The sequence below is a fragment of the Mitsuaria sp. TWR114 genome (genome assembly GCF_007997345.1).
Genome location: NZ_VOSR01000405.1, coordinates 1 through 21,063 on the forward strand (window position 1 = coordinate 1; position 21,063 = coordinate 21,063).

Here is a 21,063-nt window from a genome sequence, read left to right on the forward strand (position 1 = left end):
CCATGCGGCGATGGCCGCGGGCTTCGATGCGGTCGAGGTGCATGGCGCCAACGGCTACCTGCTGGACCAGTTCCTGCGCGACAGCATCAACGACCGCACCGACGCCTACGGTGGCTCGATCGAGAACCGCGCGCGGCTGCTGCTCGAGGTGATGCAGGCCATCGCCGAGGCGATCGGCGCCGACCGCACCGGGCTGCGCCTGTCGCCGGTCACGCCGGTCAACGACGCGCGCCAGGACAGCGATGCCCAGGCGCTGTTCAACCATGTCGTCGAGCAGCTGTCGCCGATGAAGCTGGCCTTCCTGCATGTGATCGAGGGCCACACCGGCGGTCCGCGCGATGTCGCGCCGTTCGACTACGGCGCGCTGCGCGAGCGCTTCAAGGGCGTGTACATCGCCAACAACGGCTACACCCGCGAGATGGCGATCGAGGCGGTGTCCAACGGCCACGCGGACGCGGTGGCCTTCGGCCGCAGCTTCATCTCCAATCCGGACCTGGTGCGCCGGCTGCGGCTCAATGCGCCGCTGCAGAAGGCCCATTCGGCCACGATGTACGGCGGCGGCGCCGAGGGCTACACCGACTATCCGGCGCTGGCGGACTGAGCGGGGCGCCGCAGGACGAGGGTCAATCCTTGCCCTTCGTCTTCGACCGGAAGAGCTCGGCGATCGAGACCTCGCGCGGCCCGGGCCGGACGGTGAAGGCCTGTCCCGCCGCGATCGTGCCGGGCTGCCGCACCGCGAGGTAGAACCCGCACCAGCCGCTCTGGGTCATCATCTTCGCGGCCTTGTTGAAGCCCATGACCGCGTTGAACTTGAAGCAGGGATAACGCGGCTCGCTGATCGCGAGCTCGCAGTCGGGGAAGACCAGCACGTCGCCGATCCAGGCGTCGCCTTCGAGCAGACCGGTGATCGACAGGTTCTCGCCCACCGCGCCCCAGGGCAGCGGCGCCTCCCAGCCGGCGACTTGCGCCTGGGCGCGCACCGTGCGCCAGAAGTCGTAATGCTCGGCGGGATAGGCGTAGACCGCCTTGGACAGGCCGCCGTGGACGCTGGGATCGGCTTGCTCATCGCCCTCCACGCCGAGGGGGCGCACCTCGCGCGCCTCGGCCACGGGCTGCTTGCGGATGCCGGTCATCACCGGCCGGCCGTCGATGAGCAGCGGTTCAGCGCGGGCCGTGTTCAGACTGATCAGTTGCATCCGGCGATTCTGCCGCAGGCGTGGTTTCGACCAGGCCGGGCTCGCGCTGGCGCAGCGCCTCGCGCAGGGCATCGAGCTCGCGCGCCTGATGGCGCTCGCGCCGCAGGTGCTCGAGCGCGAAGGACAGGTCGCCGGCCATCTCGTCCAGCAGTCCCATCACCTGGGGATCGAAGAAGTCCGGCTCACCCGCGAGCAGGCTGAGCGCGCCCACCACCTCGCCGCCGCGGCGCAGCGGAAAGGCCGCCATCGATTCGACGCCCGGCGGGATCAGCGGCGCCCCGGGCGCCGTCAGGCTCGGATCCTCGAGCGCGCGGTTGCTGACCTGATGTGTGCCCTCGAGGACGGCGCGGGTCGCCATCGAGCTCCGCGCGAACGGCGCATCGGCACGCCAGCGCTGCGGCGCGCCGGGCATCAGGCGGTCGGCGGGGCCGTGGTCGGCGACGCGCTCGAAATGATCGCCATCGACCAGCACCACCGCGGCGAAGCGCGCATGACCGGTCTCGACGCAGATGCGGCACAGGTCCTCGAACAGGTGCTGCTCCGCGCGGGGATCGTGGAGAGCCTCGGCCTCGCGGCGCACGATGCGCTGGTTGGTCTGCGACAGCGCCTGGTAGAGCCGCTGCAGCCGTTGGCGGGACTCCTGGCCGGCGCGGCGCTCCTCGTCGTAGCGGGTCCAGACGGTGCAGACGACGACGCCGCACAGGCCCGCGGTGAGCAGCACCAGCAGCAGGCCGAGGTGGGCGGCGTCGGTGGCGCCCTGCCGGGCGCGTTCGGTGTCGACGCGCGCCTGGCTGAGCTGGAAGGCGATCAGTTCGTCGAGCATCCGCATCGTGGCCAAGCGGCGCTGGTTGAGCTCGCGCAGGGCTTCGGGGGTCGGCGGCAGGTTGGCGGTCAGCGCGGCCCAGAGCTGGTCCAGCTGCGGCTGGGTGCGGGCGATCAGGGCCGTCTCCGCCGGCGCCATGCGGGTGGCCAGGTAGCGCCGCCAGAGCGCGCGGGTGGCATCGGCCAGGCGGCGGCCGGCGCTGTCCAGCTGCGCGGCGTCGGGCTGCTGCGCCTGCGCGATCAGCAGCGCGCCCAGGTGCTGCGCGCCGAGCGTGTGCTCGATCTCCCGCAGCAGGTCCACCGGCACGAGGCGGTCTTCATAGAGGGATTGCGCGATGCCGGCCAGCCGGCTCGACTGCCACCACCCCAGCAGCGCCGACGCGGCCACCAGCGCAAGCGCGAGGCCGAGGACCAGGTACAGGCGGGCGCGGAGGCTGAGGCCGGTGGGAGCGGACATGAGCGTCGGGAACCTCGCGGTGGACGCGCCGAGCATAGGGGCTTTCGGCGTGCCGGCGCGGCCCCGGCGGGTCGGGACTTGCCCGAGCGGCGTGGGGCACAACGCTGGCCGGTCACCGGCGGAGTGCCTCGCCGGGTGAGCTCAGGTCCCGCTTGCGGGGGGCCTTCAGCGGGGCGCCGTGCTGGCCCGGACGGCGAGCACCACGCCGAGGCTGACCACCATCACGCCAAAGGCGGTCAGCGCGGTGGGCGACTCGCCCAGCAGGGGGATGGCCAGCAACGTGGCGAGTACCGGCGCCAGCGCGCCCACCATCGCGCACTTCGCCGCGCCGAGCAGCCGGATCGACATGCCGTACAGCAGCGTCGAGAACAGGCCGACGCCGACGCCCTGGACCGCGGCGAACATCAGCAGCTCGTTCACCGGCGCCGCCGCGAGCCGCGACTCCACCAGTCCCGAGCCGACCAGGGCGGCGAGCGCGACCACCGACGGGTAGGTCACGACCATGACGCCGGAGAGTGGGTCCAGCCCCGCCAGCCGCAGGCCGTGGGTGTAGATCCCCCAAAGGAGGCTGGCGAGCAGCAGCACGCCCGCGCCGACCATGGCATGCGGCGATTGCGCGCCGAACCCCCACACCATCAGGGCCACGCCCACCAGGATGAGGGCCAGCCGCCGCATCCGCGCGGGGGAGACCGGCTCACGCCACAGCAGCCAGCCGATCAGCGCGAAGGACACCGGCGTCGTGCCGGCGATGAGCGCGCTGACATGCGCGGCCGAGGTGAACTTGCCGCCCAGCGAGGCGATCAGGAAGAAGGGAAGTCCCGCGCCACAGGCCACCATGACCCAGCATTTCACCGGCAGCGCCCGGAGCGCGGCGAACCGCGAGGGCAGGAAGGGCGCCAGCGCGAGCGCCGGCACCAGGAAGCGGATCAGCGCCACGTCGGTGGGCGCGAGGCTGGAGCTGCCGATGGCGCGGATCGACAGCGAGAAGCTGGCCCAGATCACCAGCGTCAGGCCCATCGTCAGCCAGCCCACCCAAGGGCGCGGTGGCGCGGCGATCGAAAGGGGGGAGGCGGGGATGGGCTGGAGGGACTTCATGGCGTTCTCGTCGGACCCGGGAATTCTCGATTCGCCGGTCCAGCGGAAGCGTTCAAAGTCACGCGTTATCGAGCCTCCGGTTGGCAGAAGCTGCTAATGTCGAGCGCATGGACAGCAAGGACTACCAAATCATCGCCGCCCTCCAAGCCAACGGGCGAATGACCAACCAGGAGTTGTCGGAGCAGGTGAGCCTGACGCCGACCCCCTGCCTGCGCCGGCTGCGCATGCTGGAGGAGTCCGGGATGATCCGCGGCTACACGGCGGTCGTCGACGAGGAGGCCTTCGGCCTGCCGGTGACCGCCTTCGTCGGTGTGAAGCTGAAGGAGCACACCGCCGACGCCGTGCGCAAGTTCGAGCGCGCCATCCAGGCGGTTGACGCCGTGCTGGACTGCTACGTGATGACCGGTCAGGTGGATTACCTGCTGCGCGTCCTGACGCAGAGCCTGAAGGACTACGAGCGCTTCGTCCGGCAGGAGCTGCACGCCATCCCCGGGATCCAGTCCATCGACACGAGCTTCGCCTATGGGCGGGTGAAGCGCAGCGTGGTGTTCCCCAACGTGGGGGAGAGCGGCCGCTGACGCGAGGGGTTCCAGACCCCGGCATCAATCCATTCCAGAAACGCATAACCCCGCCGAGCACGCGAGTTACGGCGTGATTACATTGGAACCAGTGTTCGGCGAGGCACCAGCCATGGCGTGCGGCATTGGGTCAGCTCCGCGGTCTTCTCCTCTGTAGGCAGAGCGGGAAGCCACCGGATCGGAGCTGACCCAATTCCGCTTTTCATATCCTCAAATTGGGAATCGCCATGAACCGACCTGTAATGGAAGGCTTGCGCCTGAACGTGCCGGCTTACGTGAAACACCAGCGCCTGATCGCATGGGTCGCCGAGATCGCCGCGCTCACCGAAGCCAAGGACGTCTACTGGTGCGACGGCAGCCAGGCCGAGTACGACCGCCTGTGCCAGCAGCTCGTCGACGCCGGCACCTTCCAGAAGCTGAACCCGGCCAAGCGCCCCGGCAGCTACCTCGCATGGAGCGACCCCAGCGACGTCGCCCGCGTCGAGGACCGCACTTTCATCTGCACGAAGAACAAGCTCGACGCCGGCCCGACCAACAACTGGATGGAACCGGCCGAGATGCGCGCGCTGCTGCAAACCGGCGACAAGGCGCTCTTCAAGGGCGCGATGCGCGGCCGCACGCTGTATGTCGTGCCGTTCTCGATGGGACCGATCGGCTCGCCGATCGCCCACATCGGCGTCGAACTGTCCGACAGCCCCTATGTCGCCGTGAACATGCGCATCATGACCCGCATGGGTCGCGCGGTCCTGGACACGCTGGGCGACAACGGCGAGTTCGTGCCCTGCGTCCACACCGTCGGCGCGCCGCTCGAACCAGGCCAGGCCGACGTCAAGTGGCCCTGCAACAAGACGAAGTACATCGTCCATTACCCCGAGACGCGCGAGATCTGGTCCTACGGCTCCGGCTACGGCGGCAACGCGCTGCTGGGCAAGAAGTGCTTCGCGCTGCGCATCGCCTCGACCATGGGCCGCGACCAGGGCTGGCTGGCCGAGCACATGCTGGTGCTGGGCGTCACCTCGCCGGAAGGCAAGAAGCATCACGTCGCGGCCGCCTTCCCGAGCGCCTGCGGCAAGACCAACTTCGCGATGCTGATCCCGCCGGCCGGCTTCGAGGGCTGGAAGGTCACCACCATCGGCGACGACATCGCCTGGATCAAGCCCGGCAAGGACGGCCGCCTGTACGCGATCAACCCGGAAGCCGGCTACTTCGGCGTCGCCCCGGGCACGAACTCGCTGACCAACCCGAACTGCATGGCCAGCCTGGACAAGGACGTCATCTTCACCAACGTCGCGCTGACCGACGATGGCGACGTGTGGTGGGAAGGCATGACCGACACGCCGCCCGCGCACCTGATCGACTGGCAGGGCAAGGACTGGACGCCCGCGATCGCCAAGGAAACCGGCGCCAAGGCCGCGCATCCGAACGCCCGCTTCACCGTCGCGGCAACCAACAACCCGGCGCTGGACGCCGAGTGGGACAACCCCGCCGGCGTGCCGATCGACGCCTTCATCTTCGGCGGGCGCCGCTCGACCACCGTGCCGCTGGTGACCCAGGCGCGCGACTGGACCGAAGGCGTCTACATGGCCGCCACCATGGGGTCGGAAACGACCGCCGCGGCCGCCGGCCAGCAGGGCGTCGTGCGCCGCGACCCGTTCGCGATGCTGCCCTTCATGGGCTACAACATGGCCGACTACTTCCAGCACTGGCTGACGCTGGGCGCCAAGCTCGCCCAGTCCGGCGCGAAGCTGCCGGCGATCTTCTGCGTCAACTGGTTCCGCAAGGGCGCCGACGGCAAGTTCGTCTGGCCCGGCTACGGCGAGAACATGCGCGTGCTGAAGTGGATGCTCGAACGCGTGGACGGCCAGGGCCAGGGCGTCGAACACGCCTTCGGCACCAGCCCGCGCTACGAGGACCTGAACTGGCAGGGCCTGGCCTTCACGCCGGAACAGTTCAAGACCGTCACCCAGATCTCGAACGAGGACTGGGCGACCGAGCTCAAGCTGCACGATGAGCTCTTCACCCAGCTGGCCCAGGGCCTGCCGGCCGAACTGCCGGCCACCAAGGCCAGGATCGAACAGCGCCTGGCCCAGGCCTGATCGACGGCGGGCCACCCGGCCCGCAGCCCCGCTGCCCCGCAAACGGGGTGGTGCCTTCATCGGCGCCGCAAAGGCAAAGCCCGCTCGAAGCGATTCGAAGCGGGCTTTTGTTTTGCTCGGCCTGGAGCGCCTTTCGAGGAGAGCCTGCGCTCACCTTACGAGGGTTCCTGGCTTCGCGACCGGGCCTGTACGGCGCCCGGTGGGGCGGCGTGTCAGCCGTTGCGACGGGCGTTGGCGGCGCGCAGTTCAGCGGCGAAGGAGGGCATGCTCTCTTCGTACTGGGCGGCGAGGGCCAGCAGCTCGCGCTCGGCGCGGGCCATCTTGGCGGACTCGATGCGGGCCTTCACGTTGGTGATGGTGCGGGCCCAGACGCGGGCACCGATGGTGGCGAACGTGCCGCCGCGACGCACCGTGCGGCTCAGCGGCAGACCGAAGGTTTGGGTAGCGACGCTCATGGCGATTTCCTTTGATTGGCTGGGTTGTGCGGCTCTGTAGAACCGACGGAACGAACTATAGGGTTTCCCCTATACATGACGCCAATGAAAGATGGGCATCGAATGTATAAACGCTGTGCATATCATTGCGCGGCCCGCGTTCCGAACGTGACCGGCATCACGGTGTGCACCGCCAAGCGCGAAGGAATGCGCAATTCGCGCCGCGAATCACCCGTTGGAGTGCCGTCGTTGGAGCGCGTCGCCGCACCGATGTGCGCGCGTTTCCCGTGAAGAAGTGCCTGCTTTGGAGGGCCTCCCGTGAGCTTCCGCAACCTGGATCTCAACCTGCTGAAGGTCTTCGACGCCGTGATGGCGGAGCGCTCGATGACCCGGGCCGCGGAGCGGCTGTCGATGACGCAGCCGGCGGTCAGCCATGCGCTCAAACGCCTGCGCGAGGCGCTGGGCGAGGACCTGTTCGTGCGCCAAGCCTTCGGGATGAAGCCCACCTCCCGCGCCGAGGGCCTGTGGCCCGAGGTCCGGTCGGCCCTGACGCGGCTGCGGGTGGCGCTCGATCCCGGCGACTATCAGCCAGGCTCGGAGGAGTACACCTTCCGGCTGGCCATGGCCGACGCCACTGCGGCGCTGATCCTGCCGCCGCTGATGCAGCAGCTGGAGCGGCTGCGCGCGCTGGCCAATGTCCATGTGCTGCCGCTGACGACCCGCGATCCCCGCTCGCTGCTGGAGCAGGGCGAGGCCGACTTCGCGCTGGGCTACTTTCCGACCGCCGTCGCCGCGCTCAAGGGGCAGGGCGACATGGCGGCCATCCGCCAGCAGCGGCTGTATGACTCGTACTACGTCTGCGTGATGCGGCGGGGCCATCCGCTGGCGGACCAGGAGCTGACGCTGGACGCCTTCTGCCAGGCGCATCACCTGCTGGTGAGCTTCTCCGGCCGGCCTTACGGCTTCGTCGACGAAGCGCTGGCGGCGCTCAAGCGCAGTCGCCGGATCGCGCTGACGGTCAACCAGTTCTTCACCGCCGGACGGGTGGTCGCGCATTCCGACCTGCTGACGGTGCTCCCCCAATCCTTCATCACCGCCACCGGTTACCAGGACGCGTTGATCTACCGGCCGCTGCCGATGCAGCTCTCGCCGGTGCACGTGGACCTGCTCTGGCACCTGCGCAATGAAGATCGCAGCGCCCAGCGCTGGATGCGCGAACGGCTGATCGAATCGGTCGCGCCCGGCGACAATCGCGCCCCATGAGCATTGCCCACGACCTTTCCGACGCCGAGTTCGACGAACTCGACGACCTTCTCGCCGCCACGCCCGCGCCGCTCGAGCCGCTCGATGCCTCGATGCTGGACGGCTACCTGGCCGGCGTGCTGGTGCAGCCGCGCCTGATTCCGATCGAGGAGTGGCTGCCGCCGGTCTTCGACTACGAAGGCCGCCCGCTGCCTGACGACGTCGACCCCGCCTGGCTCGCCCGCATCCGCGCGCTGGTGGAGCGCCGCTTCGCCTCGCTGAACCACAGCATGCTGGAGCAGGGCTGGTTCTATCCGCTGGTGCTGGACCTGGACGCGGAGGACGCGACCGAAGGCGAGGGCGGCGAGGGGAGCGGTGAGGCCGAGGAGCAGGCCGAGGAGCAGGCGCAAGACGCCGTCGAGGCCGCCGCCGAGATCGCGGCCGCCGAAGGCATCGATCCCGACGCGGTGACACTGCCCGAGGACCCGATCACCCGCGCGCTGCCGCCGTGGGTCGGCGGCTTCGAATACGCCGCGGTGACCTTCCCCGACCTGCACGAGCAGGCCGACGACAACGTCAACGCGCTGCTCGCCCGCCTGTACCGCCACCTGCCGGCCGAAACGCCGGAGGAGCGGGAGGTCGTCGAGCTGCTGGATCGCGAGCATCCGCTCAAGAACATCGACGAGGCGATCGAGGATCTGATCCTGACCGTGGTCGACCTCCAGGAAGCGACCGAGTCGCAGCGGTATCACGTCGAGCAGGTCCGCCGCGACGCTCCCAAGCTGGGTCGCAATGATCCCTGCCACTGCGGCTCGGGCAAGAAGTTCAAGAACTGCCACGGCGCGGCTTGATCGCCTCGCCGGGGGCCGCGGTCGCTGATGCGCGCGGCGCTCAGGCGCCGCCGCTGAACTGGTCGGGGCTGAGCGCGCGCGACGCGGCATCGAGCCGCGCGACGTCGCCTCCCAGCAATCGCGTCGCTTCCCGGGCGGCGCCCAGGACCGCCTGGCAAGCCGCCAGCATCGTCGTCGGAGGCGACAGGCGGATGCGCGGTCCGGAGACCGCGATCGCCCCGTGTGCCCGTCCGTCGGCCGCCAGCACCGGTGCGGCGACCGAGGCGGTGTCCGGCTCGCGCTCGCCGTAGGAATCGGCCCAGGCCCGCGTCCGGATGGCTTCGAAGCCGGCGCTCCGGTCCTCCGAGAACGCGCACAGCACCTTGCCCGAGGCGCCCTGGCGCAAGGCGTACTGCTGGCCCACCGCCACCGCGGCGCGCACCGAACGCGCCGGCTCCCAGCGGTAGAGCGCGATGCGGGCGTCGCCGTGCCGGACGTAGAAGGACGCCGTCTCGCCGGTCTCCGCGCTCAGCTGCTTGAGCAGCGGCTCCACCGCCGGCCCGACCTGGAACGAGCGTTGGTAGATCGTCGCCAGCCGCAGGGGCGCCGGGCCGATGGCGTACTGGCCGTCGGACAGCCGGCGCACGAAGCCGCCGTGTTCCAGCGCAGCCAGCAGCCGCAGCACCGTGCTCTTGTAGAGATCGGTCCGGCGCGCCAGTTCCGCCAGCGACAGGCTGTTGTCGTCCTGACCGAAGGCCCCCAGAAGAGCGAAGGCGCGGTCGAGCACCGCCACCCCGCTGGAGTCGGCGTCCGCTGACGAGCCCCCTCCATCGGCGGGTTCCGGGGGGCGGGCGGGGGCGGTCTTGCGGTCAGCCATGGGTATTCCCTCGTAATTCCCTTGTCTCAGGCCCTGTTCAGGCGGATCAAGTCGTCCTAGAGTTCTATCAGACAAATCACTATTCTGTCAGATAGAACTTTCGCCAACGCATGCGGACCCAACGCAGGCATGCGCGACGGAGCCCACCATGAGCCTTTCCCCGCTGCGCGGCGTGCGCGTCCTGGACCTGACGAACGTCCTTGCGGGCCCGTTCGCCTGCCACCAACTGGCCCACCTGGGCGCCGACGTCATCAAGGTCGAGGCGCGCGAGACCGGCGACCTGGCCAGGCAACTCGGTGCTGACCCCGCGCTCAACCGGGCGCGGATGGGCGCGTCCTTCCTGGCCCAGAACCCGGGCAAGCGCTCGATCACCATCGACCTCAAGCGCCCGGCCGGCCAGGCGGTGTTTCGCAAGCTGGTAGCGACCGCCGACGTGGTGGTCGAGAACTTCCGTCCCGGCGTGATGCAGCGGCTGGGCGTCGGTTTCGAGGCGCTTCGCCTGATCCAGCCGCGGCTCGTCTACTGCGCGATCTCCGGTTTCGGCCAGGACGGCCCGCTGCGCGACCTGCCGGCCTACGACCAGATCATCCAGGGCATGTCCGGGATGATGAGCATCACCGGCGACGCGGCGACGCGCCGCTGCGCGTCGGCCATCCGGTTGCCGACACGATCGGCGGCCTGACCGCCGCGATGGCGATCGCCGCGGCGCTGGCCGACCGCGACCGCGATGAGGCCGTCTTCATCGACGTCTCCATGCTCGAGGCCGCGATGGCGACGATGGGTTGGGCGGTATCGAACCTGCTGGTCGCGGGCCAGGAGCCGCGGCCGATGGGCAACGACAACGTGACGGCCAGTCCGTCCGGTGCCTTCCGCACCGGCGACGGGCTGCTGAACATCGCGGCCAACAAGCAGGAGCAGTTCGAGGCCGTCTGCGACGTGGCCGGCCATCCCGAGTGGAAGACCGATCCGCGCTTCGTCGATCGCCAGGCGCGGCTGCAGCATCGGGCCGAACTCAAGCAGCGGCTCGAGGCCGCATTGGCCGCCCGGCCGGCCAGCGACTGGTGGCAGCGCCTCAACGAGGCCGGCGTGCCGGCGGGGCCGGTGCTGTCGGTGAAGGCGGCGCTCGAGCAGCCGCAGATCGCGCAGCGCGGCATGGTCGGGCGCTTCGAGGACGTGCCCGGCGTCGGCCGCGACATCCACGTGCTGCGCACCGGCTTCAAGCTCAATGGCGAGGCGCCGTCGGTGGACCGGCCGCCGCCGCGGCTCGGCGAGCACACTGGCGCGATCCTGGAGGAACTGGGCTACGGCGCCGCCGAGCGGGCGGCATTGATCGAGGAGAAGGCGGTATGAGCGGGCAGGAATTTCCGGCGGCGGATGGCGACGCGCAGGCGCCCGCTCGCGATCCGCGCATGGCGGACTGGTGGCGGACGTCGATCATCGAGATGTCGCCGGGCGTGATCCGTTACCGCGGTCATGCGATCGAGGACCTGATCGGTCAGGTCAGCTTCGCGCAGATGATCTGGCTGATGACGCGCGGCGAGCTGCCCGGCGCGGAGCAGGCCCAGTTGCTGGACATGGCGCTGATGGCGGCGGTCGACCACGGGCCGCAGGCGCCGAGCATCGCGATCGCGCGCATGGCGGCGACCTGCGGCGTGGGCCTGAACAACGCGATGGCGTCGGCGATGAACGTGCTCGGCGACGTGCATGGCGGTGCGGGCGAGCAATGCGTGGAGATGCTGCAGTCGATCGCGGCGCGGATGGACGACGGCGCGACGCTGGAGCTCGCCGTCGCCGCGGGCCTGGACGAGGCCATCGTGCTGCGGGGCAAGTTCGTCTCGGGCTTCGGCCACCGCTTCCACCCGGTGGATCCGCGCGCGCCGCGGCTGCTGGCGCTGGTGGACGAAGCGCGCAGCTCGGCGTGGTGTCGGGCCGTTTCGCGGCGATCGGGCGCGCGGTCGAGGCCGAGCTGCAACGGCGCAAGGACGGCCGGCGCATCCCGATGAACATCGACGGCGCGACAGCCGTGATCTACGCCGAGCTCGGCTTCCCGGCGCCGCTGGCGCGCGGCCTGTTCTGCCTGTCGCGCTCGGTCGGCATCCTGGCCCACGCGTGGGAGCAGACGCAGCAGGGCGGCCGCAACAAGGGTCCGATGCCGCGCGACTACCTCTGGACCTACGACGGCCCGCCGCCCGTCAGACCTCGATGACCAGCTCGGGCCGGTAGTCTTCCTGCTCGCCCTTGCTCGCGTAACCCAGCGGGTTCGCGACGACCTGGCAGCGGTGCGGCAGCTCGCCGCGCGGGCCGGAGGGCGACTCGACGACATAGTCGTGGGCGCAGTGCAGGTGGCCGTGCAGCCACAGGTCGGCGAAGGGGAGCAGCTCGTCGAGCGAGTTGCAGAAACCCGCGGTGCCCGGCGTCAAGCCATAGCGGGGATCGGCGCTGCGCAGGCTGGGCGCGTAGTGCGTGACGGCCACCGTCTTGCCGTCGAACGGGACGGCCAGCGCCGCGCGCAGCCAGGCCTGGCAGTCCAGCGCGAGTTCCCGCTGGCCCTCGGCCAGCAAGTGCTGACCGTCGACCAGCGTCGAGTAGCGGCGCAGGTAGAAATTCGCGGCGCGGAAGGCCTTCTCCCGCGCCGCCAGCTGTTTCGTCACGGTGGCTTCGCGCGCGGCCAGCGCGTCGAAGTCGGCCCACAGCGTGGTGCCGATGAAGCGCACGTCGCCGATGACGATCTGCTCGCGGTCCAGCCACTCGATGCCGAGGTCGGCACAGGTCTGGCGCAGCCGCGCCTGGGCGGTGGTGAACTCGAGGCCGTCGTACTCGTGGTTGCCCGGCACGTAGAGCACGCGCCGCCATGGCGCGTCCGCGCGCCGCGGCGAGAAGCGGCCCAGGCCGAAGTCGTCGGTCACCAGCCGCGAGCCCGCCTGGTACGAGCCGACGTCGCCCGCCAGCACCAGCAGATCGACATCGGGCGCGGCGACGGTCTGGAAGTCGGTCTGGCGCTCGAGGTGGAGGTCGGAGATCAGTTGCAGGCGCACGGCGGAGGGACGGTTGGGCGGATGGCGGAGGAAGGGTCCGGGAACGCGGCCCGGGCGGCTCGCGACCGGCCGGGAAGCCCGCATTGTCCAACGTCAATTCAGCCGCGGCCTGCGCCAAGGGTGCGGCTTTCCAGAGAGCGCTCTGTGCCACACTGCCCCGCGGCCGGTCGTCGGCCGACAGAGAGGGACACCATCATGAAGATCCTGGTCGCCGTCGATGGCAGCACCTATTCCAAGCGCATGCTGGCTTATCTCTCCGCCCACGACGAATGGCTGGGCGGAGCCCACGACTACACGGTGGTGCACGTGGTGGCCGGCGTGCCGCCCCGCGCGGCCGCGGTGCTCGACAAGGCCGTGCTGGCCGATTACTACCAGGAAGAGGCGGAGAAGGTGCTCAAGCCGATCCGTGCCTTCATGGACAAGCGCGGCATCAAGGCCCAGTACGTCGTCAAGACCGGTCACGCGTCGGATGCAATCACCGCCGTGGCGGAGAAGGGCCGCTTCGACCTGCTGATGATGGGCTCGCACGGCCACACGGCGCTGGGCAAGCTGGTACTGGGCTCGGTCGCCACCAAGGTGATGGCCCACAGCGACGTGCCGGTGCTGCTGATCCGCTGACACCGCCTGGCCCAACGAAAAAGGCGCCCGACGGGGCGCCTTGTCGATTCATCCGCGGCGGGCCGCCATCCAGGACAGCGGCGAGGTGACCGTCGCGGGCGGTGCGGCTTCGGACTCCAGGCCGTAGTCGCTGCGCCGGAAGTCCTCGTACTCGCTGTCGTCGCCGAAGCTCGCTTCCATGCCGAACGCGGTCCCCATGTCGGCCGGTTCCGGCTCTCGCGCGGCACTGGGGCGACGGAAAAGGCTCAGGGCGGAGGTGATGCGCATGATGGACCTCGTCGAAAAGCACGGGGTGGTTCCGCCGCCCGGTGCCGATGCGGAGCGCCGCGCGGTGAGCCCCAGTTTGCGCGCCTTCGTCTTCGGGAGAATCCCCAGATCGCGGGTGCTCCGGAATCGTGTTCACAAATACACACAGATTGGGGTGACCCCGCCACAGCTGAGGCGGAATAACCACGCACCCCACTTAGGTGTGATCCCCCCCTCAATCGGGGGTGACTATGCTCCGGGCCTTCCCTAATACCTCCGCCGCCTGGCCCCCCTCATGTCCCCGCTGATCCACAAGTCGATGACCTGGGCCATCGTCAGCAGCGTCGTGCTGACCTCGGCGTGGCTGGCGAGCTCCGTCCAGGACAAGCACGAGCGTGGCGGTTTCCGCCTGCACCTGGCCCAGCAAGGCGCCGCGCCGGCATCGGCCGTCCCGGCCGCCCAGCTCCAGCCCCAGACCAAGATCCAGCTGGCCGCGGTCAAGCGCTGACGCGCTGCGTCAACGCATCGACCCGCCGACCTCAGGCCGGCATCAACGCCTCCCGCGCGCCCCGCGCCAAGGCCTCGCCAATCTGATCCAGCAAGGCCGGCGGTGTCCCTCCTTCAGGGGCCGCGCGCCGGGGTTCTCCCCCGACGGCCGTCTCGCCGCCCAGCTTCCACTGGTGCCAGTACAGGGCGACCGCCACCTGCACCTCCGGCCGCAGCGCCACCAACTCGCCGCTCGCGAGCAGCGGCCGCACCTGCAGCTCCGGCGCCACGCCCACCCCCCAGCCCATCCGCACCGCGTTCACGTAGCCCTCGCTGGACGGCACATAGCGCGCGTTCAGCCGCGCCGAGCGCAGGCCCATCGCCTGGCGGACCCACTGCTGCTGCGCGTCGTCCTTGCGGTTGAAGACCAGGAAGGGCACCTGCGCGAAGTTGGCCTCGCCCAGCCCATGGGGCAGCATGCGCGCGGCGAAGTCCGGGCTGGCGATGGCGATGTAGCGCATCACGCCCAGCGGCTGCGCGATGCAGCCGCGCAGCGCCTGCGGCACGGTGGTGACGCAGCCCAGCACCTCGCCCTGCCGCAGCCAGTCGTGGGTGAAGTCCTGGTCGTCGACGACCAGCTCCAGCCCGAAGCCCTCCCGCAGGCCGCGCTGCACCAGCGGATCGAGCGCCGGCAGCACCCAGGTCGCGAGGCTGTCGGCGTTCACCGCGATCGGCAGGCGCTCCGCCTGGGCCGACTGCACGCCCAGTTCCCGCACCACGTCCGAGCGCAGCGCCGCCAACTGGCGGGCATAGCGCAGCAAGCGCTTGCCGGGCTCGGTCAGCCGCAGCGGCCGGGATCGCACGACCAGCAACTGGCCCACCTGCGCTTCGAGATTGCGCAGGCGCTGCGAGACGGCGCTCTGCGTGATCGCCAGCGTCTCCGCGGCGCGCTCGAAGCTGCGCTCGTCGGCCAGCGCGGCCAGGCAGTCCAGCCCTGCGGCGTCCAGATCCTTCATCGAGGCCTCCAACAGCTCTATTAGCGGTCCTAATGTATGCGCTGAGATATTAATCCCGCTTCATGGAATGACGGCGGCTCACCACAATCCGCTGCTCCACCCGCCCGCCCAAACACCCCCGATGTCGTCCCCCAGCGCAGCCCTGTTGCAAGGCTGGCTCACCGGAGCCGGCCTGATCGTCGCCATCGGCGCGCAGAACGCGCTGGTGCTGCGCCAGGGCCTGATGCGACAGCACGTGGCGCCGGTGGTCCTGGTGTGCGCGCTGTCGGACATGCTGCTGATCTGGCTGGGCGTGTTCGGGCTGGGCCGGCTGATCGCCGCCAGCCCGCTGCTGATGGAGGTCTTCCGCTGGGGCGGCGCGGCCTTCCTGCTGGCCTACGGCCTCAAGGCCGCGCTGCGCGCGATGTCGCCGCAGGCCGGCCTGCAGGCGCAGGCGGGCAGCGGCTCGCTGACGGCGGTGCTGGGCAGCACGCTGGCGATGACCTACCTGAATCCCCACGTCTACCTGGACACCGTGGTGCTGCTGGGCACCGTCGGCGCGCAGCAGCCGGCCGGCATGCAGCTGCCCTTCGCGGCCGGCGCCTCGGTGGCGTCGTGGATGTGGTTCTCGCTGCTGGGCTTCGGCGCGGCGGCGGTGGCGGTGCCGTTGCGCCGCCCGGCGGTCTGGCGCAGCATCGATGCCTTGATCGCCCTCGTGATGGCCATCCTGGGACTGCAGCTGATCCTGCGCCCGCTGGCCTGAAGCCCGCCCCACGCTGCATCGAAGCGGAACCACAAGTTCACCTGGAGCTCTCCCATGAAGGTCATCGTCCTCGGCGCCGGCATCATCGGCATCCACACCGCCTGGTACCTGCTGGACCAGGGTCACGATGTCGTCGTCGTCGACCGCCAGCCCGATGCGGCGCTGGAAACCAGCTTCGCCAACGGCGCGCAGATCTCGGTCTGCTTCTGCGAGCCCTGGGCCAATGCCGGTGCGCCGTTCAAGGTCGCCAAGTGGCTGCTGAAGGACGACGCCCCGCTGCTGTTCCGCCCGCGGCTGGACCCGGCGCAGTGGCGCTGGGGCCTGTCCTTCCTGGGCCAGTGCACGACGGCCGCCTTCGAGCGCAACGTCGAGCAGCTGGTGCGCCTGGGCCGCTACAGCCACGAGTCGCTGCAGGCGCTCGTCGCCGAGACCGGCATCCAGTACAACCGCCTGCAGAAGGGCATCCTGCACTTCTTCGGCAGCGAGGCCGACTTCGAGGCCGGCGCGCAGGGCGCCGAGATCATGCGCCGTCACGGCGTCGACCGCCGGGTGCTGAGCCGCGACGAGGTCCTGGCGATCGAGCCGGCGCTGCGCTCGGCCCAGCACGCGGTCTTCGGCGGCACCTACACGCCCAGCGATGAATCCGGCGACGCGCGCGTCTTCACCCAGGCGCTGGCCAAGCTGGCCGAACGTCGCGGCGCGCAGTTCCTGTGGAACCACGACATCGTGACGCTGCAGCCGCAGGGCGACGAAGTCGCCGGCGTGCAGGTCCAGTCCCGCGAGACCGGCCAGACGCAATGGCTCAAGGGCGATGCCTACGTCGTGGCGCTGGCCTCCTACGCGCCCGGCCTGACCAAGTCGCTGGGCGAGCACCTCAACATCTATCCGGCCAAGGGCTACTCGGCCACGCTGCGGCTGAAGCGGCCGGAGCAGGCCAGCAGCGTCAGCCTGCTGGACGACGCGCGCAAGATCGCGATCTCGCGCCTGGGCGACTTCGTCCGCATCGCCGGCACCGCCGAGCTGGTGGGCCTGGACACCAGCCTGGACAGCCCGACGTCCAAGGTCCGCTGCGAGTCGCTGGTGCGCCGCTACGAGGAGCTGTTCCCCGGCGTCGCCGACCTGTCCGAGCCGAACTACTGGACCGGCCTGCGGCCCAGCACGCCGACCAACGTGCCCTACATCGGGCGCAGCCAGAAGGCCTCGAACCTGTGGATCAACGCCGGCCACGGCACGCTGGGCTGGACGCACGGCGCGGGCTCCGGCCGCGCGCTGGCCGAGCTGATGAGCGGCAAGCGCCCGGACCTGGACTTCGGTTTCTACGGCGACGCGTTGCCGGCGCGCGCGGTGCGCAGCCTCCAGGCCGCCTGAGCGCCGGCCCGCTCGACCGGCGGAGCCCCTGCCGGCGTCATCGGCACGCCGGGACGCCGAAAAAAGGGCGCGGCTAGAATCCGCGCCCTTTTCGCATTTCCGACCGCCGCGCCATGTCCTCCCCGTCCACCGACCTGCCGCGCGACTTCTGCGCCATCGACTTCGGCACCTCCAACTCGGCCGTCGCCGTGCCGGACGCCGCGCGCCCCGGCGCGATGCGCCTGGTGCCGCTGGAGGACGACAAGGTTACGATGCCGACCGCGGTCTTCTATTACGCCGAGGGTCGCCACGATGCCGACGGCCCGCCGCGCGCCTTCGGCCGCGCGGCGATGGCCGCGTACGAGGAAGGCGTCGACGGGCGCCTGATGCGCTCGATGAAGAGCATCCTCGGCTCCAGCCTGATCGACCAGGTCACCGACGTCGGCGGCGGACGGGGCGTGAAGTACGCCGACATGCTCGCCGGCTACCTGAAGCGCCTGCGCCGGCAGGCGGCGCGTGACGGGCACGAGCCGCGCCGCGTGGTGCTGGGCCGCCCGGTCTACTTCGTCGACGGCGAGCCCGAGCGCGATGCGGCCGCGCAGGCCTCGCTGGCCGCGGCGGCGCGGGCGGTGGGCTTCGAGGACGTGCACTTCCAGTTCGAGCCGATCGCCGCGGCCTTCGACTTCGAGCAGCAGGCCGATCGCGAGCAGCTGGTCCTGGTGGCCGACATCGGCGGCGGCACCTCCGACTTCTCGCTGGTGCGCGTCGGGCCCGAACGCATCCGGCGACTGGACCGCCGCGACGACATCCTCGCCAACCACGGCGTTCACATCGCCGGCACCGACTTCGACCGTCACATCGAGCTGACCGGCATCCTGCGCGAATTCGGCTACCGCGCCCTCGGTCCCGCCAAGCCGGGCCAGACGCCGCGCGAAGTGCCCAGCGGCGTCTACTTCGACCTGGCGACCTGGCACCTGATCAACACCTGCTACAGCCCGCAGCGGGTGATCGAGCTGCGCAACATGAAGGGCTTCTACGGCGACCCGCGCCATCACCAGCGCCTGATGACGGTGCTGGACGAGCGCCTGGGCCATGAGCTCGCCCATCGGGCCGAGGAGGCCAAGATCGAGGTCGCGGCCGGCGGCGACTGCACGATCGACCTGGGGTTGATCGAGTCGGGCCTGTCGGTCGCCTTGTCCGAGACGGCCGCGATGGGCGCGCTGCGCGACGACATCGAGCGCATCGCGCAGGCGGGCCGCGAGACCGTCGAGCGGGCGGGGCTCCAGCCTTCGGACGTCGATGCGCTGTACTTCACCGGCGGCTCGACCGGCCTGACGGTGCTGGCCGACCGCATCGCCGCCGATTTCCCTGCGGCGCGGCCCGTGCGCGGCGACCGCTTCGCCTCCGTCGCCACCGGACTCGGGCTGCACGCCGCGCGTCTGTTCGCTGCGTGATTCGGACCTGAGCGATCGGGCCTGAAACCTCGGGATCACCCCGAGGGACGCGGCCCGATAGCGACGGAGGGCGCTGCTAGATTGCCGCCTTCATTCGCTTCACGGTGTCCATCCATGCCCCAAGCGCGCGTCCCGTCGCTGATCCCGCTCACCTTGTCCCTGGCCGCCGCGTTCGGTGGGCTTGCCGCGAGCGCCGCCCGCGCCGCGCCGGCGGACGAGCCGGCCGCCACCTCGGCGCTGACCTCGGCCGCGACGCTCGCGCAGATCTACCAGCAGCCGTCGCCGGCGATCCGCGCGGTGCTCGATGCCAAGGCGCTGCCGAGCTACCTGGTCTCACCCGACCAGCGCACGCTGGCCATCGTGGTGCCGCGCAAGCTGCGCACCGTCGCCGAGCTGGCCCGGCCGGTGTTGCGCCACGCCGGCCTGCGCTACGACCCGGCGACCGACAGCCCGCAGCTGATCACCGCGATCGAGTCGCTGTCGCTGCGCCCGCTGCAAGGCGGTGCCGAGGGGACCGAGCGTCCCGTCGCGCTGCCGGCCGGCGGCGCCTTCCACCAGCTGCGCTTCTCGCCCGACGGCAAGCGCTTCCTGCTGAACCGCCGCACCGACACCGCGGTCGAGCTGTGGGTGGGCGAGGTCGCGACCGGCAAGCTCAAGGTGGTACCTCGGCTCAAGCTGCACACGATGCTGGAGAACGACGTCGTGTGGCTCAACGACCATGAGCTGGTCACGCTGACGGTGCCCGCCAAGCGCGGGCCGGCGCCGGTGTTCAACGCGCCGTCGGGGCCGTCGATCCAGGAATCCATCGGCCGCAACTCGCCGGAGCGCACGCAGCAGGACCTGCTGGGCAACGCGCAGGAGGCGGCGTCTTCGCGCATCACGCGAGCTCGCAGCTGGCGCGCGTCGACCTGAACACCGGCACGGTGCGGCCGATCGGAGAGCCCGGCCTGTTCAGCCATATCGAGGCGCTCGGTACGCCGGGCCAGCTGCTGACGATGCGGCTGCTGGAGCCGTTCAGCTACCAGGTCGGCTGGGACGACTTCGCGGCCCAGGCCGAGGTGCGCGGTGTCGACGGCAAGGTCGTGCCCATCGGCCGCACGCGGCTGAAGGAAGGCGTGCCGGTCGAGGGCGTCATCACCGGGCCACGTCACTTCTTCGCCTCGCCGGGCGCGGACGGCGCCGTCTACTGGGTCGAGGCGCTCGACGGCGGCGACACCCGCGTGCCCGCGCCGCACCGCGACCGCCTGATGCGGCTGGACCCGCCCTACACCGGCGAGGCCCGCGAGGTGCACCGCGTCGCGCAGCGGTTGAGCCGGCTCGATTTCCTCGAGGGCGGCCGGCAGGCGCTGGTGCAGGACTTCGACCTGGCGAAGATGCGCACCTCGACTGAGCTGGTCACGATGGACGGCGGCGCGGCCGCGCAGCGGCTGATCGAGCGCTCGGTGCGCGACCGCTATCGCGATCCCGGCACGCCGCTGCAGCGGATGTTGCCCACCGGCCGCGCGGTCGTGCGGGTCGACGAGGGCGCGCTCTGGTACTTCGGCACCGGCGCCAGCCCCGAGGGCGACAAGCCCTTCATCGACCGCCTGGGGCTCGCCGACAACAAGAAGTCGCGGGTGTTCCAGTCCGGCGCGCCGGTCAACGGCGGCGACGCCGCGCACCATGAGCGTCCGCTGGCGGTGCTCGATGGCGAGGGCCGCCGCGTGCTGACGGTGCGAGAGAGCGTCAGCGAACCCGGCAACGTGGTGCTGCGCAGCGGTCCGTCACTGGCCGAGCTGACGCCGCTGACGGACGTCAAGGACCCGGCGCCGCAGCTGCGCGAGATCCAGCGCGAGTTCGTGCGCTTCAAGCGCGAGGACGGCGTGGCGCTGTCGTTCTGGCTGTACAAGCCGCCCGGCTACCAGCCCGGCGAGCGCCGGCCGACCGTCGTCTGGGCCTATCCGCTGGAGTACACCGACGCCTCGACCGCGGGCCAGGTCAGCGGCTCCAGCAACCGCTTCAACGTCTTCCCGGGCACCAGCCCGCTGATGCTGCTGCTGGACGGCTACGTCGTGCTGATGGACGCGACGATGCCGGTGGTGGGCGATCCCAAGACGGTGAACGACAGCTTCATCGCGCAGATCACCGCCAACGCGCAGGCCATCATCGACAAGGCGGTGGACCTGGGCGTCAGCGACCGCGACCACATGGTGGTGGGCGGCCACAGCTACGGCGCCTTCATGACGGCCAACCTGCTGGCGCACACGCGGTTGTTCAAGGCGGGCATCGCGCGCAGCGGCGCCTACAACCGCAGCCTCACGCCCTTCGGTTTCCAGAGCGAGCGCCGGACCTACTGGGAGGCGCAGGAGGTCTACCAGAAGCTCTCGCCGTTCAACTACGCCGACCGGCTCAAGGAGCCGCTGCTGCTGATCCACGGCGAGCTGGACAACAACCCCGGCACCTTCCCGATGCAGAGTGCGCGGCTGTACCAGGCGCTCGCGGGCACCGGCGGC

General features: G+C 70.5%; 19 protein-coding genes and 3 pseudogenes. 14 read left to right on the forward strand and 8 right to left on the reverse strand.

Annotated elements, in window-relative coordinates; all coding sequences use genetic code 11:
* A pseudogene (locus FUT87_RS15155) lies at positions 1-601 on the forward strand (alkene reductase); the annotation flags it as partial.
* Positions 602-623: 22 nt separating this feature from the next.
* Here the strand turns inward: FUT87_RS15155 and FUT87_RS15160 are convergent.
* The 3 genes from FUT87_RS15160 to FUT87_RS15170 all read right to left on the reverse strand — a co-directional run bounded on the left by FUT87_RS15160 (position 624) and on the right by FUT87_RS15170 (position 3,570).
* Positions 624-1,196, reverse strand: a complete 573-nt coding sequence (locus tag FUT87_RS15160) for an MOSC domain-containing protein (protein ID WP_091729337.1) — start codon at positions 1,194-1,196, stop codon at positions 624-626.
* Positions 1,162-2,475, reverse strand: a complete 1,314-nt coding sequence (locus tag FUT87_RS15165; RefSeq protein WP_183493239.1) for a GAF domain-containing protein — start codon at positions 2,473-2,475, stop codon at positions 1,162-1,164. Before FUT87_RS15165 ends, FUT87_RS15160 begins: the two co-directional genes overlap by 35 nt.
* A gap of 165 nt (positions 2,476-2,640) precedes the next feature.
* A complete protein-coding gene (locus tag FUT87_RS15170; protein WP_147241553.1) occupies positions 2,641-3,570 on the reverse strand; it encodes a DMT family transporter in 930 nt (309 codons plus the stop codon).
* A gap of 107 nt (positions 3,571-3,677) precedes the next feature.
* On the opposite strand from FUT87_RS15170, the gene FUT87_RS15175 reads away from it, so the two are divergent.
* Both FUT87_RS15175 and FUT87_RS15180 read left to right on the forward strand, forming a co-directional pair.
* Positions 3,678-4,148: an Lrp/AsnC family transcriptional regulator gene (locus FUT87_RS15175; protein WP_091729327.1), complete on the forward strand. Its 471-nt coding sequence runs from the start codon at positions 3,678-3,680 to the stop codon at positions 4,146-4,148.
* Between the two features lie 227 nt (positions 4,149-4,375).
* Entirely contained in the window at positions 4,376-6,244 is a 1,869-nt protein-coding gene (locus FUT87_RS15180) for a phosphoenolpyruvate carboxykinase (GTP) (protein ID WP_147241554.1), read from the forward strand.
* Positions 6,245-6,456: 212 nt separating this feature from the next.
* Here FUT87_RS15180 and FUT87_RS15185 read toward each other — a convergent pair whose 3' ends face one another.
* Positions 6,457-6,699, reverse strand: coding sequence for a hypothetical protein (locus tag FUT87_RS15185; RefSeq protein WP_091729319.1), 243 nt, complete (start codon positions 6,697-6,699; stop codon positions 6,457-6,459).
* Positions 6,700-6,996: 297 nt separating this feature from the next.
* Here FUT87_RS15185 and FUT87_RS15190 point away from each other — a divergent pair, with 297 nt between their 5' ends.
* Positions 6,997-7,941: a LysR family transcriptional regulator gene (locus FUT87_RS15190; RefSeq protein ID WP_091729316.1), complete on the forward strand. Its 945-nt coding sequence runs from the start codon at positions 6,997-6,999 to the stop codon at positions 7,939-7,941.
* A complete protein-coding gene (locus FUT87_RS30005) occupies positions 7,938-8,771 on the forward strand; it encodes a UPF0149 family protein (protein WP_222617167.1) in 834 nt (277 codons plus the stop codon). The genes FUT87_RS15190 and FUT87_RS30005 overlap by 4 nt, the downstream gene beginning before the upstream one ends.
* Before the next feature lie 40 nt (positions 8,772-8,811).
* On the opposite strand, the gene FUT87_RS15200 is transcribed toward FUT87_RS30005, so the two are convergent.
* Positions 8,812-9,627, reverse strand: coding sequence for an IclR family transcriptional regulator (locus FUT87_RS15200; protein WP_147241555.1), 816 nt, complete (start codon positions 9,625-9,627; stop codon positions 8,812-8,814).
* A gap of 148 nt (positions 9,628-9,775) precedes the next feature.
* Between FUT87_RS15200 and FUT87_RS15205 the strand changes: the two are divergent.
* Both FUT87_RS15205 and FUT87_RS15210 read left to right on the forward strand, forming a co-directional pair.
* A pseudogene (locus tag FUT87_RS15205) lies at positions 9,776-10,977 on the forward strand (CaiB/BaiF CoA transferase family protein).
* Between the two features lie 59 nt (positions 10,978-11,036).
* Positions 11,037-11,833, forward strand: a pseudogene (locus FUT87_RS15210) (citryl-CoA lyase).
* Here the strand turns inward: FUT87_RS15210 and FUT87_RS15215 are convergent.
* Positions 11,820-12,662, reverse strand: a complete 843-nt coding sequence (locus FUT87_RS15215; protein WP_147241556.1) for a metallophosphoesterase — start codon at positions 12,660-12,662, stop codon at positions 11,820-11,822. The pseudogene FUT87_RS15210 and the gene FUT87_RS15215 sit on opposite strands and share 14 nt — an antisense overlap.
* Before the next feature lie 195 nt (positions 12,663-12,857).
* Here FUT87_RS15215 and FUT87_RS15220 point away from each other — a divergent pair, with 195 nt between their 5' ends.
* Positions 12,858-13,280 carry a universal stress protein gene (locus FUT87_RS15220; protein ID WP_091729294.1) on the forward strand — a complete coding sequence of 141 codons (423 nt, stop codon included), beginning with the start codon at positions 12,858-12,860 and terminating at the stop codon, positions 13,278-13,280.
* 48 nt (positions 13,281-13,328) lie between these two features.
* On the opposite strand, the gene FUT87_RS28875 is transcribed toward FUT87_RS15220, so the two are convergent.
* A complete protein-coding gene (locus tag FUT87_RS28875) occupies positions 13,329-13,478 on the reverse strand; it encodes a hypothetical protein (protein WP_186830558.1) in 150 nt (49 codons plus the stop codon).
* Between the two features lie 343 nt (positions 13,479-13,821).
* Here FUT87_RS28875 and FUT87_RS15225 point away from each other — a divergent pair, with 343 nt between their 5' ends.
* The gene (locus FUT87_RS15225; protein ID WP_091729289.1) at positions 13,822-14,034 is read left to right on the forward strand and encodes a hypothetical protein; all 213 of its coding nucleotides are present in this window, start codon (positions 13,822-13,824) and stop codon (positions 14,032-14,034) included.
* A gap of 31 nt (positions 14,035-14,065) precedes the next feature.
* On the opposite strand, the gene FUT87_RS15230 is transcribed toward FUT87_RS15225, so the two are convergent.
* On the reverse strand, positions 14,066-15,028 hold the full coding sequence (locus tag FUT87_RS15230; protein WP_147241557.1) for a LysR family transcriptional regulator ArgP: 963 nt from the start codon (positions 15,026-15,028) through the stop codon (positions 14,066-14,068).
* Between the two features lie 121 nt (positions 15,029-15,149).
* Here FUT87_RS15230 and FUT87_RS15235 point away from each other — a divergent pair, with 121 nt between their 5' ends.
* The 5 genes from FUT87_RS15235 to FUT87_RS15255 form a co-directional block, all read left to right on the forward strand.
* Positions 15,150-15,770 (forward strand): LysE/ArgO family amino acid transporter, encoded by a 621-nt coding sequence (locus FUT87_RS15235; RefSeq protein WP_091729280.1) that lies wholly within the window; start codon positions 15,150-15,152, stop codon positions 15,768-15,770.
* A 54-nt stretch (positions 15,771-15,824) separates the two neighbouring features.
* Positions 15,825-17,138 (forward strand): D-amino acid dehydrogenase, encoded by a 1,314-nt coding sequence (locus FUT87_RS15240; protein ID WP_091729274.1) that lies wholly within the window; start codon positions 15,825-15,827, stop codon positions 17,136-17,138.
* A gap of 113 nt (positions 17,139-17,251) precedes the next feature.
* On the forward strand, positions 17,252-18,571 hold the full coding sequence (locus FUT87_RS15245; RefSeq protein ID WP_147241558.1) for an Hsp70 family protein: 1,320 nt from the start codon (positions 17,252-17,254) through the stop codon (positions 18,569-18,571).
* A gap of 114 nt (positions 18,572-18,685) precedes the next feature.
* Positions 18,686-19,483 (forward strand): hypothetical protein, encoded by a 798-nt coding sequence (locus tag FUT87_RS15250; protein ID WP_147241559.1) that lies wholly within the window; start codon positions 18,686-18,688, stop codon positions 19,481-19,483.
* Positions 19,484-19,494: 11 nt separating this feature from the next.
* The coding region (locus FUT87_RS15255) for a S9 family peptidase (RefSeq protein ID WP_147241560.1) at positions 19,495-21,063 on the forward strand (1,569 nt) is incomplete at its 3' end.

Bases quoted from the DNA above. Each gene is read 5' to 3' on its own strand.
- FUT87_RS15225 (WP_091729289.1), top strand. From the start codon at position 13,822: ATGTCCCCGCTGATCCACAAGTCGATGACCTGGGCCATCGTCAGCAGC.
- FUT87_RS15180 (WP_147241554.1), top strand. From the start codon at position 4,376: ATGAACCGACCTGTAATGGAAGGCTTGCGCCTGAACGTGCCGGCTTAC.
- FUT87_RS15245 (WP_147241558.1), top strand. From the start codon at position 17,252: ATGTCCTCCCCGTCCACCGACCTGCCGCGCGACTTCTGCGCCATCGAC.
- FUT87_RS28875 (WP_186830558.1), bottom strand. From the start codon at position 13,478: ATGGGGACCGCGTTCGGCATGGAAGCGAGCTTCGGCGACGACAGCGAG.
- FUT87_RS15185 (WP_091729319.1), bottom strand. From the start codon at position 6,699: ATGAGCGTCGCTACCCAAACCTTCGGTCTGCCGCTGAGCCGCACGGTG.
- FUT87_RS15175 (WP_091729327.1), top strand. From the start codon at position 3,678: ATGGACAGCAAGGACTACCAAATCATCGCCGCCCTCCAAGCCAACGGG.
- FUT87_RS15200 (WP_147241555.1), bottom strand. From the start codon at position 9,627: ATGGCTGACCGCAAGACCGCCCCCGCCCGCCCCCCGGAACCCGCCGAT.
- FUT87_RS15170 (WP_147241553.1), bottom strand. From the start codon at position 3,570: ATGAAGTCCCTCCAGCCCATCCCCGCCTCCCCCCTTTCGATCGCCGCG.
- FUT87_RS15250 (WP_147241559.1), top strand. From the start codon at position 18,686: ATGCCCCAAGCGCGCGTCCCGTCGCTGATCCCGCTCACCTTGTCCCTG.
- FUT87_RS15240 (WP_091729274.1), top strand. From the start codon at position 15,825: ATGAAGGTCATCGTCCTCGGCGCCGGCATCATCGGCATCCACACCGCC.
- FUT87_RS15160 (WP_091729337.1), bottom strand. From the start codon at position 1,196: ATGCAACTGATCAGTCTGAACACGGCCCGCGCTGAACCGCTGCTCATC.
- FUT87_RS15230 (WP_147241557.1), bottom strand. From the start codon at position 15,028: ATGAAGGATCTGGACGCCGCAGGGCTGGACTGCCTGGCCGCGCTGGCC.
- FUT87_RS15235 (WP_091729280.1), top strand. From the start codon at position 15,150: ATGTCGTCCCCCAGCGCAGCCCTGTTGCAAGGCTGGCTCACCGGAGCC.
- FUT87_RS30005 (WP_222617167.1), top strand. From the start codon at position 7,938: ATGAGCATTGCCCACGACCTTTCCGACGCCGAGTTCGACGAACTCGAC.
- FUT87_RS15165 (WP_183493239.1), bottom strand. From the start codon at position 2,475: ATGTCCGCTCCCACCGGCCTCAGCCTCCGCGCCCGCCTGTACCTGGTC.
- FUT87_RS15220 (WP_091729294.1), top strand. From the start codon at position 12,858: ATGAAGATCCTGGTCGCCGTCGATGGCAGCACCTATTCCAAGCGCATG.